The 15376-nt window shown below is 63.5% G+C and carries 13 protein-coding genes; 6 read left to right on the top strand and 7 right to left on the bottom strand.

The features are described from left to right. The first annotated feature begins 30 nt into the window (after positions 1-30). The 5 genes from ACH49N_RS03165 (at position 31) to ACH49N_RS03145 (ending at position 5842) form a co-directional block, all read left to right on the top strand. Complete coding sequence (locus tag ACH49N_RS03165) at positions 31-1509, top strand: AMP-binding protein (RefSeq protein ID WP_358270101.1); 1479 nt, start codon at positions 31-33, stop codon at positions 1507-1509. A 102-nt stretch (positions 1510-1611) separates the two neighbouring features. After that, a complete protein-coding gene (locus ACH49N_RS03160) occupies positions 1612-3477 on the top strand; it encodes a DUF3556 domain-containing protein (RefSeq protein WP_358270102.1) in 1866 nt (621 codons plus the stop codon). Then, positions 3474-4907: an NAD(P)/FAD-dependent oxidoreductase gene (locus ACH49N_RS03155; RefSeq protein WP_358270103.1), complete on the top strand. Its 1434-nt coding sequence runs from the start codon at positions 3474-3476 to the stop codon at positions 4905-4907. Before ACH49N_RS03160 ends, ACH49N_RS03155 begins: the two co-directional genes overlap by 4 nt. Before the next feature lie 15 nt (positions 4908-4922). Then, entirely contained in the window at positions 4923-5687 is a 765-nt protein-coding gene (locus tag ACH49N_RS03150; RefSeq protein ID WP_358270105.1) for an enoyl-CoA hydratase-related protein, read from the top strand. Then, positions 5681-5842 (top strand): hypothetical protein, encoded by a 162-nt coding sequence (locus ACH49N_RS03145; RefSeq protein WP_358270107.1) that lies wholly within the window; start codon positions 5681-5683, stop codon positions 5840-5842. The genes ACH49N_RS03150 and ACH49N_RS03145 overlap by 7 nt, the downstream gene beginning before the upstream one ends. A 23-nt stretch (positions 5843-5865) precedes the next feature. On the opposite strand, the gene ACH49N_RS03140 is transcribed toward ACH49N_RS03145, so the two are convergent. Continuing rightward, on the bottom strand, positions 5866-7164 hold the full coding sequence (locus tag ACH49N_RS03140) for a helix-turn-helix domain-containing protein (protein ID WP_358270109.1): 1299 nt from the start codon (positions 7162-7164) through the stop codon (positions 5866-5868). A gap of 241 nt (positions 7165-7405) precedes the next feature. On the opposite strand from ACH49N_RS03140, the gene ACH49N_RS03135 reads away from it, so the two are divergent. Further along, positions 7406-8305, top strand: a complete 900-nt coding sequence (locus ACH49N_RS03135; protein ID WP_358270111.1) for an NAD(P)-dependent oxidoreductase — start codon at positions 7406-7408, stop codon at positions 8303-8305. A gap of 227 nt (positions 8306-8532) precedes the next feature. Here ACH49N_RS03135 and ACH49N_RS03130 read toward each other — a convergent pair whose 3' ends face one another. The 6 genes from ACH49N_RS03130 to ACH49N_RS03105 all read right to left on the bottom strand — a co-directional run bounded on the left by ACH49N_RS03130 (position 8533) and on the right by ACH49N_RS03105 (position 15352). Further along, positions 8533-10893, bottom strand: coding sequence for a LuxR C-terminal-related transcriptional regulator (locus tag ACH49N_RS03130; RefSeq protein WP_358270113.1), 2361 nt, complete (start codon positions 10891-10893; stop codon positions 8533-8535). A gap of 366 nt (positions 10894-11259) precedes the next feature. Next, positions 11260-11904, bottom strand: a complete 645-nt coding sequence (locus ACH49N_RS03125) for a TetR/AcrR family transcriptional regulator (RefSeq protein WP_358270115.1) — start codon at positions 11902-11904, stop codon at positions 11260-11262. A 300-nt stretch (positions 11905-12204) separates the two neighbouring features. Further along, entirely contained in the window at positions 12205-12699 is a 495-nt protein-coding gene (locus ACH49N_RS03120) for a flavin reductase family protein (protein ID WP_358270117.1), read from the bottom strand. 2 nt (positions 12700-12701) lie between these two features. Then, entirely contained in the window at positions 12702-13493 is a 792-nt protein-coding gene (locus ACH49N_RS03115) for an enoyl-CoA hydratase-related protein (RefSeq protein WP_358270119.1), read from the bottom strand. Between the two features lie 8 nt (positions 13494-13501). Continuing rightward, positions 13502-13897, bottom strand: a complete 396-nt coding sequence (locus tag ACH49N_RS03110) for a RidA family protein (protein WP_358270121.1) — start codon at positions 13895-13897, stop codon at positions 13502-13504. Between the two features lie 75 nt (positions 13898-13972). Beyond that, a complete protein-coding gene (locus tag ACH49N_RS03105; protein WP_358270122.1) occupies positions 13973-15352 on the bottom strand; it encodes an MFS transporter in 1380 nt (459 codons plus the stop codon). Positions 15353-15376: the final 24 nt, after the last annotated feature.

Below are 15376 nucleotides of genomic sequence, written 5' to 3'. Positions count from 1 at the left end.
GAATCACACGGCAACGAAGGGATCGAAACAGTGTCCGACATCGGCTATTTCACCTGGGACCTCGCGCCCACACACGGCGACGCACCGTGCCTGCGCGACGACCACAGCGACCTCACGTACCGGCAGTTCGCCGATCGGGTGGATGCGTTCGCGGCGCAACTGAGCGAGCACGGGGTCCGCGAGGGTGACGTCGTCGCGGTGATGCTGCCGAACCGGGTGGAACTGCTCGTCGTCCTCATGGCGGCGTGGCGGCTGGGTGCGGCCGCCACACCGGTCAACCCCACCTTCACCGCCGCCGAAGCGGAGTACCAGATCACCGACGCCAACGCCGCCCTGGTCGTGAACGAGGGACCGGACGCTCCGAGCGCCGGTCGTCCGTCGATTGCGGTCGACGAGATGCACACCTCCCTGCCCTCGGGGCCCGCCCAGGACTTCCGCCCGGCCGGCAGCGACGTCGCGCTACTGATCTACACGTCGGGGTCGACGGGAAGACCCAAGGGCGTCATGCTCACGCACGACAACCTGCAATTCATGAGTTCTTCGCTTGCCGAGCATCTTTCGCTCACCGCCGATGACCACTGTCTGCTCATCCTGCCGCTGTTTCACGTCAACGCGATCTGTGTCAGCTTCCTCGCACCGATGCTGGCCGGAGGGCAACTGAGTATCACCGGCCGGTTCTCCCCGGCCCGATTCTTCGACGACGTGGCCCGGCTGCGGCCGACATACTTCTCCGCAGTCCCGACAATCTACGCACTGCTCGTCTCCCAACCCGATGAGGTTGTCACCGACACGTCGTCGTTGCGGTTCGGGGTCTGCGGAGCCGCGCCGATTTCCAAGGAATTGCTCGAACGCGCTGAACAGCGCTTCGGCCTGGTGATCGTCGAAGGGTACGGGCTCACCGAGGGTACCTGCGCGTCGGCGTGCAACCCACCCGGCGGCGTCCGCAAACTCGGCACCGTCGGGCCCGCACTGCCCGGGCAGACCCTTGCGATCATGGATGAGTCCGGCGTCCTGCTGCCACCGAGAACTGTCGGCGAGATCGTCATCCGCGGCGCCAACGTGATGCACGGCTACCTGAGGCGTCCCGAGGAGACGCACCGGACCGTTGTCGACGGCTGGCTCCACACGGGCGACGTCGGTCGACTCGACGAGGACGGCTACCTCACCCTCGTCGACCGGATCAAGGACATGATCATCCGGGGCGGCGAGAACATCTACCCCAAGGAGATCGAGAACGCACTCGCCACCCACGACAGCGTCCTCGAGGCAGCCGTGGTCGGCGCACCTCACGAAGTGTATGGCGAGGTACCCGTCGCCTACGTGGTCCCCTATCCCGACAGCCCCGTGACCGATGGACAGCTCACCGACCACCTCCGTGAGCGGCTCACGAAAGTCAAACTTCCCGTGGCTATACATGTCGTCGACGCCTTGCCCCGCAACCCCGTCGGCAAAATCGACAAACCCGGACTGCGCAGCCGGCACCGGCTGTCCACCACTGCTCGCGGCTGAGCAACCCGCTCTCACCGCCACCACAGCACCCGTCGCAACTCGGGCCACACCCGAGGCGATGACCCCTACCCCCGCCCGCCCGCCCTATCCAGGAGACTTCCGATGGGATTCACAACCGGGAACTTTCCCGAAGTAGACCCCGCAACATTCCTCGACCGTCCCTTCTTCGACCGCATGCGCGCCATGTCGACGCACTGGGTCGACTACGGCTTCGGCACCCCGAAGATGGTGCACACCATCTACATTCTGAAACTGCTGGTCCTTTACATCGGCGCCGGGCTGTCCATCGCGACATTCACCTCCGGATACAACGTGCTCGACATCGGCGCGTGGTGGAACGCGCCGATCGTGTACCAGAAGCTCATACTGTGGACGCTGCTGATCGAGACCATCGGCCTGGGCGGTTCCTGGGGGCCACTCGCCGGCCACTTCAAGCCGATGATGGGTGGCGCTCTGTTCTGGCTGCGGCCGGGCACCATCCGCCTACCACCCTGGCCGGGGAAGGTGCCACTGACAGCCGGCGACTCTCGCACCGTCTTCGACGTTGTCGTCTACGTCGCGATTTTGGTCGACATCGTCCTCGCACTCGGGCTCGCCGGTGTCCACACACCGTCCATCGACGCGGCACTGCCCGGCAATCACGGCCTGGTGAATCCCACACTCTTGTTGCCTCTGATCGCGCTGCTCGTCGTGATCGGGTTGCGTGACAAGGTCATCTTCATCGCCGCCCGCGGCGAGCAGTATTTCCCGGCCGTCGTCTTCTTCGGTGTTCTTCCGTTCGTCGACATGATCGTCGCGCTCAAGCTGCTCATCGTGTCGGTGTGGGTCGGCGCCGGCATGTCGAAGCTGGGCCACCACTTCTCGATGGTGGTGCCCCCGATGCTGTCCAACACTCCCTGGTTGCCGTCGAAGACGATCAAGCGCGCCCATTACCGCAGCTTCCCGAACGACCTGCGGCCGTCCATCGTCGCCGGCGGTGTCGCCCACGTCCTGGGCACCGTCGTCGAGGTAGTGACGCCACTGGTGTTGCTGTTCACCACCAATGGAACCGTTACCCTGCTCGCTGTTGCGCTGATGGTCGCGTTCCACCTGTTCATCCTGTCGACGTTCCCGCTCGCAGTGCCCCTCGAATGGAACCTGCTGTTCGCTTACGCGGCAGTCTTCCTGTTCCTCGGATTCCCCAACGCCGCCGGTTACGGGCTGGGCGACTTCTCCTCACCGCTACTGCTCGCCGCGATCATCGCCGCGCTGGTGTTCTTCCCGATCCTCGGCAATCTTCGCCCCGACCTCGTCTCGTTCCTGCCCTCGATGCGGCAATACGCCGGCAACTGGGCCTCGGCCACCTGGGCGTTCGCGCCGGGCGCGGAAGACAAGCTCGACCAGTTCATCAAGCGCCCCAGCCAGAACACCCGGACTCAGCTACTCGCGACGTACCCGCCCGAGGTCGCCGACGTCGTGATGCACCAACTGCTGGGCTGGCGGTCGATGCACAGCCAGGGCCGCGCTCTGCTGTCGCTGATGAGTCGCCATCTCGGCGACGACATCGACACCTACTCGCTGCGCGAGGCCGAGTTCAGCTGTAACTCGCTGGTGGCCTTCAACTTCGGTGACGGGCACCTCCACAACGAGCATCTCATCGCGGCCATTCAGCGGCGCTGCAACTTCGCGCCCGGCGAGTTCCTGATCGCGTGGATCGAATCGCAGCCCATCCACAAGGGCATCCAAGAGTACAAGGTGATCGACGCCGCCCTCGGCGTCATCGAACGCGGAACCTACAAGGTGTCCGACGCCATCGCCGAGCAACCGTGGCTGCCGAACGGTCCCATCCCGTTCGACGTACAGTGGACGTTGGACATCGACGCCGACCGGGCACTCACCGATCCCGGAACCGTGCCGGAACCGGGAATGCGCAGCAGGCAAGCTGATTCGCCGTATCACGATGACGCAGGCACAGGAGTGCGGCAGTGAGCACAGCGGTCGTGGTCGGCAGCGGGCCCAACGGGCTCGCTGCCGCGGTCCACCTCGCCCGGCACGGCGTCGAGGTCCAGGTCCTCGAGGCGGCCGACACCATCGGCGGCGGGACCCGTTCGAGCGAACTCACCCTTCCGGGGCTTCTGCACGACGAGTGCTCCGCGTTCCACCCCATGGGAGCGGGGTCGCCGTACTTGCAGACGCTCGACCTCGAACGCTACGGCCTGAGCTGGAAGTGGGCCGACGTCGACTGCGCGCATCCGCTCGACAGCGGGGAAGCAGGCCTTCTGCACCGCTCCGTCGACGAAACAGCCGCCGGCCTCGGGGCCGACGGGCCTCGCTGGCAGCGGATGTTCGGAAACCTTGCCGACGGGTTCGACGATCTCGCCGCCGACCTCATGCGTCCGATCGTGAACATTCCACGTCATCCGCTGAAGCTGGCGAGCTTCGGGCCCCGGGCGCTGCTGCCGGCCGGCATTACTGCCCGGTGGTGGCGCACCGAGAAGGGCCGGGCACTGTTCGGGGGTGTGGCCGCGCACGCGTACTACCGGCTCGACCGTCCAGCGACGTCCGCCGTCGGCCTGATGATCATCGCCGCAGGCCACCGCTACGGATGGCCGGTGGCCGAAGGGGGATCGCAGTCGATCACCAGCGCTCTGGCGGCCGTGCTCACCGACTGGGGCGGGAAGATTGCCACAGGTGTCCGGGTGGACAGTATCGCCGACATTCCTCCCGCGGACGTCGTCCTGCTCGACCTGTCACCGTCCGCCGCACTGAGCATCTTCGGCGAGCAGATTCCACAGAGAGTCGCGCGTGCGTATCGCCGGTTCCGGCACGGACCGGCGGCATTCAAGGTCGACTACGCCGTCGAGGGCGGGGTGCCCTGGCGCGACCCCGACTGCGGCCGCGCCGGAACCGTGCATCTCGGTGGCACATTCGCGGAAATCGCGGCCGCCGAAAAGGATGTCTCATCCGGCAGGATGCCACAGCGGCCGTTCGTCCTCGTGGGGCAGCAGTATCTCGCCGACGCCGGCCGATCGAAAGGGAATCTGCACCCGCTGTATGCGTACGCACATGTGCCGCACGGGTACACGGGCGATGCGACGTCGGCGATCACCGCGCAGATCGAACGGTTCGCCCCCGGCTTCCGCGACCGCGTCGTCGCGACAGTAAGCAGTGGGCCCGCACAACTTGCCCAGTCGAACGCCAACTATGTCGGCGGCGACATCATCGGCGGCGCCAACACCGAGACCCAGGTGGTACTCCGGCCGCGCATCGCCCTCGACCCCTACAGCACCGGCGTACCGGGAACCTACTTGTGCTCGGCGTCAACGCCGCCGGGCGCCGGCGCCCATGGAATGAGCGGATACAACGCCGCCCAATCCGCACTGCGTTACCTGCGCAGACACGGCGACGATGTGTTGTAGCCGCAGGTACTGCGCTTGAACAGGAAGGACAAGGCGGTCGAGCAGTTCGGACGAAGCGATCACCGTGGTGCGGCGTTCCTGGAGCGACGCGGGTCGGTCGCAGTCATCACTCTCAATAGACCCGACTTGCGTAACGTCGTCGACGCGGCGGTCTCAGCCGGGGTCGCCGCGGCGATGGAGACCCTGGCTCGTTCTCCCGATCTTCGAGTCGGCATCATCACAGGCGCGGGAGACACCTTCTGTGCCGGCGCGGATGTTGCGGCATTGTCCGCCGGGCACAGTATCGACGCACCCGGACACCCGGAATGGGGCTTTGCTGGCTTCGTTCGCCACGAGATCGACAAGCCTGTGATTGCAGCCGTGAACGGTTCAGCCTCGGGCAGAGGCCTCGATCTCGTCCTGGCGTGTAACGCTGCCATCGTCAGTTCCCACGCCACCCTCGGGCCCCGAGAAGTGCGGCGATTCGAGGACTGCAATTTCCGCTTCGGTGCACTTGGCGGCAGACTCCGGTTCGAGTCGGTTTCCCTCAGAGACACGCTCCACCCGGAGACCGCCCTGCGGTGCGGAATTATCGACCGGATCGTTCATCCGCACGAAGTATTGCCGGAGGCCATGCGGTTGGCGCGTGCACTGGCAACGACACGTCCGCGCCCGGACGGGATCGGCGCCGCAGTTCTGCGTCGTCGCGCCGGCAAGGATAATCGCAGGCCGCAGCGATCCTGCGGTGCCGATGCGCACGACCAACGACACTCACGAAGAGGAACCGACACACCATGCTGAAACGTCTCTACGCAGCGCTTCTCACGGCCGCCGGACTGTCCTGCGATGGCTACATCACCCTCGACGAGGCCGTGAGAAATTCCGGCCACCCACCGCGGACAGGCACAGACTCGCCGACCGGGACGCAACCGGAGGTCGATACGCCCTCGAAGTGAAGCGGGACCAGCTGCCCCTGGCATCACTGCCCACCCACGTGCCCACCCTTCGCCTGATCCAGTGTCAGGACAGCCGGTCCCAACCATTGGCACACGAGTAAGGCGAGTTCGACGGACAGGCGGTCCCGAGTGAAATCCTCCCCCCGCTCCTCCGCGGCGCGCTTCACCCGATACTTCACTGAGTTGTAGTGCAAGTCGAGAACTTTCGCGGCCGCAACATTGCTGAGATTGTTCGCGAGGTAGACCTGCACGGTCTCGCGCAGGCGCGCCGCGTTCTCATTGTCCGCCGCCAGGCCGCGCAGGACGCTCTGTACCCACGTCCGGGTAGCCCCGGGGTCCTCGGTCAGCATCGCGACGGTCGACACTCCCGGTTCGTCGTATGCGATTGCGACGGGGGCATTTTTTCCCGCAGCGATGGCAAGCGCTCGTGCGCGTTGGGCGCGCGCGTGGGACTGCCTGAATCCTTCTGGGCCGGAGGTTATTCCACCGACAGCCACAACTAGTTCCGAATGACGGTCGTGAAGGAATTCGCGCAGCTCGATGTAATCTCGCCGGGGAGCCGAGCGGGTACCGAGGGGAACCCATACCCATCCGGTGACGCGGTCCGCCGCCACGAACAGTGGATCGGTCACTGCCCCCATGAACCCGGAGAAGTCGTGTGCAGCCGATTCGATCTTGGCCAGCATGTCTCCTGCACCGGCATCGGGGGCCCAGATGATCGCCGCCAGGTGATTTTGATTCAAGACGTAGTTGAGGGCAGCGCTGGCCCCTGCATCCGGGTGTTCGTTGCCCGCCAATATTTCCTGAACTCGGACAGCACGCACGCTACTCTGGTGGGCCAACCACCGTTCCCGTTCACGCTCGTAGACTGCGACCACCTGCTGCGACACCCTGTCGATGTACACCGACATCACGGTGATGATGCGCTCGAGCACCGGAACGCCCAGTTCCGGCTCAACCGCTTCCCCACCCAACTCGTCGAAGACCAACTTGAGGAGATTGGTCTGTCCGAGTCGATATGCGCGTACGAGCGCATTGACCGGAACCCCCTGTTGAGCAAGGCGTCTCGCGTACTCCACCGCCGCGGCCGGCGCCTCCAGATTTTCCGGCGCAATGTTGTGCTGCAACGTGTGAAAGATGGTGTCGAGGTTTCCTTCGACACTCGCCCCGAGCAGTTCGAGCAACTGCCGATCGGCACGCAAGTCGGGTATCTCCGTGTACAGCACGTCGGTGATGTCTGCCGTCAGCGACACCAACCGCCGGTTGAGCGAGCTTGCGATTCTTGCGACCAACAGCGCGGTGCGCTCGTCGTGTGAAGCCATGCGAAGACAATAGAGCAGTTACCTCCCACGCATGACGAATCGCCTCGAAAGTCATAATCAGCGCTTCCACCTGCACCTTTCTGGCCAACCGGCGGTTGCGGCCCTCACCCGTCCGACACGAGCTTGTCCGATGAGAACAAACAACGCCTCATTCTTGATTCTTCGCGGACGTGGTCACCATCACAAGACTTCCCTATCGTGAAGGGGGCTCGGCCGCAGCGCCAACGATGAAGGGATCACGATGAACGACAAGAGCTTCCGTGGGAGAACCGCCGTCATGTCCGGAGGAAGTCGCGGCATCGGACTTGCTATCGCCCGGGCAATCGCGAGCCGCGGCGGAAACATCGTCCTGCTCGCCAAGACTGATACCCCTGACCCCCGACTACCCGGAACGATTCACAGCGCCGTCGCGGAACTCGCCGAGTTGGGCGGACACGCTGTCCCGGTGGTGGGCGACGTCCGCAACGCCGACGATATCGCCCGAGTCGTGGAGTCTGCCCGCGACAACTTCGGCGGCATCGACATCGTCGTCAACAATGCGAGCGTGCTGGACATCTCGAAGACCGAGGCACTGCCCCTGAAGCGGTTCGATTTGATGCAACAAGTCAACGTGCGCGGCACTTTCGTGCTGACCCAGGCGTGTCTTCCGTACCTGCGGAAATCTTCGAACCCACACGTACTGACGCTCTCACCGCCGCTCAACATGTCGAAATACTGGCTGGGCGCCCACCCGGGCTACATGTTGGCCAAGTATGGGATGACGCTGGCCGCGTTGGGTATCGCGGCTGAACACGGGGATATGCCCTTCTCCAGCAACTGCCTGTGGCCGCAGACAATGATCGCGACAGCAGCGGTCGGGAACCTACTCGGCGGATCCGACAGCCTGCGACACTCACGCTCCCCCGAAATCATGGCCGACGCTGCAATCGAACTACTCGGCCGTCCCGCGGGCACCGACAACGGTCGCACAGTCCTCGACGTCGAAGTGCTCACCGAAGCCGGTGTCACCGACTTCACGACGTATGGCGGAAACGCTCCCCTGACCATCGACATCTTCGTCGACGAACCCGAGACCTCCGACAGCTCGGAAGCGTTCGACCGCACCGGCCAGGCCGTCCCGCGGACCAGTAGTTTCGCGTGACATCGGTGCCCGGATCACCGCGACCCTGCTGAGCAACCTGCAGTCCAGCGACTAGCAGTTCGATGTCGAAACCATGTGCGTCGGCGGTGGCCAGGGCATGGCCATGGTCCTCGAACTGCTATAGGCGGTGCGCCGCCCATGAGTGGTTAACGAGTGCAGAGACTCGTTAACCACTCACAGGCGCGGAGCGCCCGCGCTGATCGGCGCAGTCAGGGCGACGAGGTGGGTCAGCGATCGGGTTTCTGTTCGTGGACCCAGGCAGCAAGTTGCGTGCGCGAGGTGAAGCCGAGTTTGACGAGGGCGTGCTCTACGTGACCTTCAACGGTGCGTTGTGAAATTACGAGCCGGTCAGCGATAGCCCTGTTGCTCAGTCCTTCGGCGACCAATTCGGCTACTTGTTGCTCGCGCCGGGTCAGGGCGGAGTTTGCGCCACTTGCCGCGGGCGCTTCGGTCCGCGGGCGTTCACCCAAGGCATAGGCTACCGCCTCGTCCGCGCTCAGCGCTGCGCCCCTTTGAATCGAGGACTCGAATGCCTTGTCGCCGAGCGATGTCCGAGCGTTCTGCCAAGACTTCTCGTGCAACGTGGCCAAACTTGTCAGATCAGGGGCGCGACCGCCGATAGCCTTGAACAATTCGTCTGCGGCGCCCAGCAGCACCGCGGACCGCTCCGGTCTCTCTTCGACATCGGTCCACGCGAATTGCTCGAGGGCCCAGGCGTAGCTCAGTTGACTACCTACCATCCGTGACAGCCGTAGACCGTCCTCGAGGAGTGCAGTCCCACGCCCGCGATCGCCGTGCTGCCACAAAGTGAACCCGTAGTCACACAGCGCCATTGCTCGCCAGATACGTTCCCCCCGCGACTCCGTCATCGCGATGAGTTCCTCGTAACTCGTCCTACCCCGCTGGATGTCTCCTACCATCTCATAAGCGAGCGCCAGCCACACCAACGACGGGACCAGCTGGTTGAGGTCGTTCTCGGCACGGAAGACGACGATTGCCTTCTCGAGGCGGGTAATTCCCTGCCGAAGCTCTCCGCTCGAGACTGCGAGGCAGCCCTCCGCGAATTCGACCAAGGCGTCGAGGTTCGAGTCTTCGATCCGATCAGCCAGAGCGCGTGCCTGATCCTTCGATGCGGTGCCGGCAGTAACGTCGCCCTGTAATGCGGCCAGCACGCTGCTGGTACACAGAGCTTCGATGCGGTCGAACGGGCGCTGGTCCTCCTCCCTACTCGCGAGTGCACGATCAAGCCAGTGGCGGCCTTCGCTGAACAGTCCACGGACGAACCAAAATTGATACATCGCGGTGACAATTCGAATGCCGGCCTCCGCCTCACCGTCCTTGCTGAGGGAGAACTCCATTGCGTCGCGCAGATTCGGCTGCTCTCGCTCCAGTCTGGCGATCCACTCCACCTGCTGCGGACCGATCCACTCAGCCTTCGCCCGTAACACGAGTCGCTCGTACCAATCTTTATGTTTTCGTTGAAGGTCCGTGTATCCGCCCGCCTCGTGCAACTTTTCTCGTCCGTATTCGCGAATCGTGTCGAGTAGTCGATACCGCACCACCGAGCCGACCTCTTCACGGATCAAGACGGACTTGTCGACCAGAGACGTGAGTAGGTCAAGCAACTCTCCTGGTGTGTCGGACGCAAGGATTCCCTCCGCAGCGTCGAGTTCGAAACCACCGGCGAACACGGCCAACCGGGCCCATAACCACTGCTCCCGCGACGAGCACAGGTCGTAGCTCCAGTCGATGCACAACCTCAACGTCTGCTGTCGTGTCGGCGTTCCCCTGCCGCCGAGTGTGAGGAGTCGGAGTCGGTCGCCGAGACGCTCCACTATCTGCTCTACCGACATCGCCCGTAATCTTGCCGCCGCCAGTTCGATCGGCAAAGGTAGACCTTCCAGCCGCCGACAGATGTCAGCGACCACGCTGATGTTGTCCTCGGTGAGCGTGAAACCAGGCACTGCGCTGGCCGCGCGCTGTGCGAACAGGATCACCGCGTCATATTGCGACATCTCGCGCAGAGACCACGTCAATCGCGTGAGTTCCGGCAGCGACAGCGGAGGTACGCGAACCACCATCTCCCCGCGGATATCAAGCGACTCGCGGCTGGTAGCAAGGATGCGGGCACTGGGGCACGTCCGCAGAACGGTCTGCGCAAAAGCCGCAACGGCCTCGACGAGATGCTCGCAGTTGTCCAGAACGAGCAGGATCCGGCTCTCGGCCAGCTGTTCGGTGAGAACAGTCATGGGCGGCCGGACCGAGTGATCCTGTAGCCCCAACACGCCGGACACTGCCTGGGCTAGCAATTCGCCGTCGCGTAGTTCGCCGAGTTCGACGAACCACACACCGTCGTCGTACATCCTGCGCGAGACATCTGCGACCCGCAGTGCGAGCCGGGTCTTGCCAACACCACCTGCTCCGATGAGAGTTACCAGCCGCGATCCGGACAGCAACTGGCGGGTGTCCGCCATCTCCTGCCGACGGCCGACGAAACTAGTCAGGTCCAGTGGGAGGTTTCCGGGTTTGCCGCGCCTCGACGACTTGGCATCCGTCGCGATTCCCGTGGACGGTTCACTTTCGGGCATGGCCGCATCCACTGCCGACTCGGCGAATCTCCCAGGAGGCCGAATTGACGCGCCCCTCCAGTGCCCAGGTCTGATCCGCCGATCCGAGAGAAGTCGGCCGTGCCATCATGCGCCACCTCTTCACGAAACGTGCCCACTGTACAACGTATCGTTGTACAGCCTGGTGACGGCGAGTTCAACTCTCCTATGCTGTTGCAACTTCGTCAGCACGTTGCGAGCGCAAGTCAAGGTCGAACACCAGGTTCAGGTATGGAAGCTCGCCCGTGAACGGAGCGTCGATTCCAACACGAAGAGAGTGCGCACCAATTGACCTTAGTTTTATACGCACCGGTCGGTATGCAATTGGGCTGACCAACAGCGAGCAGCTCAGACGTCGGTTGGTCGCTCGATCAACCCGTCGATGAGAATGTCTGCGTAGATTTCACCGATTTCGCGCGGCGTTATCGAGCCCTTCAGGTCGAGCCAGACGTGTGTCCACGCCCCCATACCGATGATCCCGAATGCCACAAGTCGTGCCGGGCCCATCTTGCGGAACACACCCTCCTGCATACCGCGCTCGATCACATCGACGAAGAAGCGCTCGAACTCGTCTCGCTTCTGCTGGATCTCGGCGAAGACGTCTGTGGGCAGGAACTTCCGTTCCTGCATGAACACCGTGATCTCCGCCTTGTATATCGACATCGGTTCGAGTAACGCTTCGGTGATCAGTCGCCGGAGAATATGATCCGGACCCTGCTCCTTGTCCGCCATGACACTGCGCGCGCGCCCGAGCTGATAGTTGATGAACTCGTCGTGTACGCGGTACAGCAGATCTTCTTTACTCTCGAAATGATGATAGAACGCGCCTTTGGTCAGCTCGGCGGCGTCGGCTATGCTCTGGACCGACGTGGCTGCATACCCTTTCCGCTCGAAAAGCTCAACCGCGTTCTCGAGTAGTGCACGCCGAGCTCCCTCGGGGTCACGGGCTTTACGGCCGCTCGTCTTGCCACTTGAAACTCTCGGCCTCGCCACGAAACTTCCTCCCTAGCTGTTCAGCTCACCAAGCATCACCCAAATGCACCCCCCGAACATCAGCGTGAAGCGGGTGCGCGCAATGCTACGGCACGCCCGGCGCATGGCAGCTCCTGCACACGCAGTGTCAATATACATCCGTACCGGTTGGCATGCGAGTTTGTACCGCCCCGCAAACATGGACGGGGGTAGCGGCCTGCCGATGAACGGGCGACCGATGTCGGCAGGCTGCTACCCAGCGAGAGCCTGGGAACGTCCGGCCGATCCGGATTGAAGTCATAGCGGAGACAATGAAGACCCCTACGCTGACCGCGCACTCGCGGTGAAGAACTCACGCCGCGCGTATGCGAGTGCGTGATGCTCCTCCCGAACTTCCCCGTACTCGACGGCGCCGATGACGATAGTGTGGTCGCCCGACTCCACAAGCTGCTCCACCCGGCACACTGCATATGCCGCGGTGTGATCCCCGAGGACTGGTCCACCCAGCCTTTCGTCGTGAATGTGGAACTTGACCCCATCAAACTTCGAGTCCGACTTCACGGCGAAGCCGAGCGCGACGTTCTCATGCCCCCGCGCGATGTAATTTACGGTGAACGAGCCGGACTCCCGGACCGCGTGCAAGGTGTTCGAGCCGTGGTCCAGACAGGCCAGCACCAGCGGCGGAGCCAACGACACCGAACACACAGCCGACATGGTCAGCCCCTGGTGTCGTCCGTCCTTGCCCGTAGCGGTAACCACGGTCGCGGGGCCCGGCGCACATGCCATGATCTCTTTGAACGTTGAATGGTCGATCATTTCTAGCTCCTCGTACGAACGGGGGAATCGGTGGAACGGCCGGCGGCGCGAATGGAGTCCAGCACACCGGGGTAGTACGCGCTCGCCGCCTGAGCCCAGGACTCGTACCCGACGGTCGCCTCGAATCCGCTGGTCTCGGCCAACGAAACCGCGTGCTTGATATCAGTGATCAGTCTCGGCTCCAAGTTCGCCGTGGCCGACGCGGTCTCCAGCGCCTCCGCCAACGGATCCTCGGAGAACACGTCCGCGAGTCCCATCTGGGCTGCGGCTTGTCCGGAGATGACGTCGCCGCGAAGGATCGTGCGCAGCGCGAGTCCGCGACCTAAGCGCTGGGTGAGGAAGTAGGTGAAGCCGCCACCGGGGTGTAGCCCGATTTTGGAGAAGGTGGCGCCGAACTTTGCCTTTGGACCGGTGACCACCACATCGCAGACAAGCGCCAGGTTCATCCCGGCGCCGATCGCGTGGCCGTTGACTGCGGCGATCGTCGGGATCTTCAGGTCGCGAAGCCAGAGGAAGCTCTCGTAGTACGACAGCTCGTTCTCGCGCACTGTTGCAGGATCGCCGGTCTCGGCGAAGATGGCGTTGAGGTCCGCTCCGGCGCAGTAGGCGCTGCCCTCCCCGGTCACCACCAGCACCCGGGCATCGCGGTCAGCGATCAACTCGGCCGCCGCCGCCAGCAGTTCGAGACGCATCTTCGGCCCGATGGCATTGCGCTTGTCCGGGTCGGTGAGAGTGAGGACCCGTACGCCGTTCTCGTGGCGATCCAGTCGGATACGCTCGTAGTCCTCACCCATCACGGTGCTCATCGGCCGGCGGGGCGGACTGCGATCGCTTCGATCTGCACACGGCAGTCGGATGCGACACCCAGGGCGAACGTGTTCCGCGCCGGGTACGGACCGTCACCGAAGGCCGCTTTGTATGCACCGATGAACTCCATTCGGTGCTCCTCGTCCTGGATGTAGCAGGTGGTCTTGACGATGTCGTCAAGCGTCAGCCCCGCTTCGGCAAGGACAGCTTCGATATTGTCGAAGCACACCTTGACCTCGTCGGCAATGGTGACGGCGTCAGCGCGGCGCTGCAGCGTGTTGGGGTCGATGGCAAGACCCGGCGCCCACACAAGGGTGTCCGTGCCAGTGCCCGAGGACAATCCCGCAGCGGTGAAATCGCCGACCGACTCTGGGTTGTAATACTCGATCATGATCCGGTTTCCTTCTCTCGATTGAAAAATGGGCGTTCTTCGTTCATGTGCCGCGGCTCGCACACCTTTGCGAACTCACGCGTTCCGCAGGTCGACCTTCCGTGTGTCACCGAGCACTGTCCCGCAGATCGCGGCGACGACACAGAGCCCGGCAATCATCGCCGAGACCGCGACCGCACCGGGCCCGCTCGGGACGATGAGGGTCGCCGCGATCATTGGGCCGAGTCCACCACCCAAGGTGCTGCCGATCTGGTATGTCAGCGACACACCGGTGTACCTGGTCTTGGTGGGAAACAGTTCGGCGAGCAGCGCAGGAACCAGTGCCATGGTCGAGGCGTTCAGAATCGTCATGCTGATGAAGTAGGACAGCACCGCCAGTCCGAAGTGCCCGGAGGTGACCAGGGGGAACATTGCAAAGACGTGAATCACGGTCAGCAATGCCGAGGTGACGAAAACGGGACGCCGGCCAATCTTGTCCGATAGATGGGCGAAGAACGGAGCCGTGATGAGCATGCCGGCGGTTCCGATCATCATCGCGTTCATCAGCGAGCCCTTGCCCACAGCGTCGAACCCGTGCGCGGCGGCCTGATCCGGACTCGATGCGTAGCTCACCAGCATTGTGGTGGCAACGGAGTAGGCCATGAATGGGCCTGCGTAGGTGAAGATTCCCAGCAACACTCGCCCCGGGCGCTCGTGAAGGACCTGCAGGATCGGCCAGCGCGCTACCTCGGCGTTCACGCTGCCGTCTTCACGCTTTTCCAGCTCTGCTTTGTGAATGGGGCTCTCGTCGATCCCCAAGCGGATATATGCGCCGACCGCCACCATCACAATTGTGGCGAGGAAGGGCAGACGCCAACCCCACGTGTATAGGTGATCGTCGAGAAGGTTGGTGACGAGCGAGAAGGCGACAAAGGACAGCAACAACCCACCTGCGGCACCCAATTGGGTGGCGCTTCCGAAGAGTCCCCGCTTTTTTTCGTCCGCGTGCTCCACAGCCATCAAGGATGCGCCACCCCATTCCCCACCGACTGCGAATCCCTGTACGAGGCGCAGCAACACCAGCAAGGTGGGAGCCAGCACGCCGATGTGGGCGTAGCTGGGCAGCAGGCCGATGAGCATTGTCGCCACACCCATGATGGTGAGTGTCCACAGCAGCACCGATTTTCGGCCCACGCGGTCACCTAGATGGCCGAAGAACACGCCGCCCAGCGGGCGAGCGAGATAGCCGACGGCCAGGGTGCCGAAGGAGGCGATCAGACCCACCGCTGCCGTGGACTCCGGAAAGAACACCTGCGGGAACACCAACGTCGCCGCTGTCGCGTAGATGAGAAAGTCGAAGTACTCGATGATGCTGCCGACCGCGCTGGCGACGTACACCCGTCGGCGCTGGGTTCTGATGGCGGTGTCGGCAACCGTCGCATCGTGCGACGGTGCAGTCGCCGGGGTTGTGCTCATGGTCATCTCCAAGAAGAGGTTGCT

Source organism: Rhodococcus sp. NPDC019647, assembly GCF_044389235.1.
Classification (GTDB): Bacteria; Actinomycetota; Actinomycetes; order Mycobacteriales; family Mycobacteriaceae; genus Rhodococcus_F; species Rhodococcus_F oxybenzonivorans.
The sequence above is the reverse complement of the archived record's forward strand: the minus strand, read 5'-3'. Positions and strand labels throughout refer to the sequence as shown.

Bases quoted from the DNA above. Each gene is read 5' to 3' on its own strand.
- ACH49N_RS03160 (WP_358270102.1), top strand. From the start codon at position 1,612: ATGGGATTCACAACCGGGAACTTTCCCGAAGTAGACCCCGCAACATTC.
- ACH49N_RS03145 (WP_358270107.1), top strand. From the start codon at position 5,681: ATGCTGAAACGTCTCTACGCAGCGCTTCTCACGGCCGCCGGACTGTCC.
- ACH49N_RS03140 (WP_358270109.1), bottom strand. From the start codon at position 7,164: ATGGCTTCACACGACGAGCGCACCGCGCTGTTGGTCGCAAGAATCGCA.
- ACH49N_RS03135 (WP_358270111.1), top strand. From the start codon at position 7,406: ATGAACGACAAGAGCTTCCGTGGGAGAACCGCCGTCATGTCCGGAGGA.
- ACH49N_RS03130 (WP_358270113.1), bottom strand. From the start codon at position 10,893: ATGCCCGAAAGTGAACCGTCCACGGGAATCGCGACGGATGCCAAGTCG.
- ACH49N_RS03120 (WP_358270117.1), bottom strand. From the start codon at position 12,699: ATGATCGACCATTCAACGTTCAAAGAGATCATGGCATGTGCGCCGGGC.
- ACH49N_RS03115 (WP_358270119.1), bottom strand. From the start codon at position 13,493: ATGGGTGAGGACTACGAGCGTATCCGACTGGATCGCCACGAGAACGGC.
- ACH49N_RS03110 (WP_358270121.1), bottom strand. From the start codon at position 13,897: ATGATCGAGTATTACAACCCAGAGTCGGTCGGCGATTTCACCGCTGCG.
- ACH49N_RS03105 (WP_358270122.1), bottom strand. From the start codon at position 15,352: ATGAGCACAACCCCGGCGACTGCACCGTCGCACGATGCGACGGTTGCC.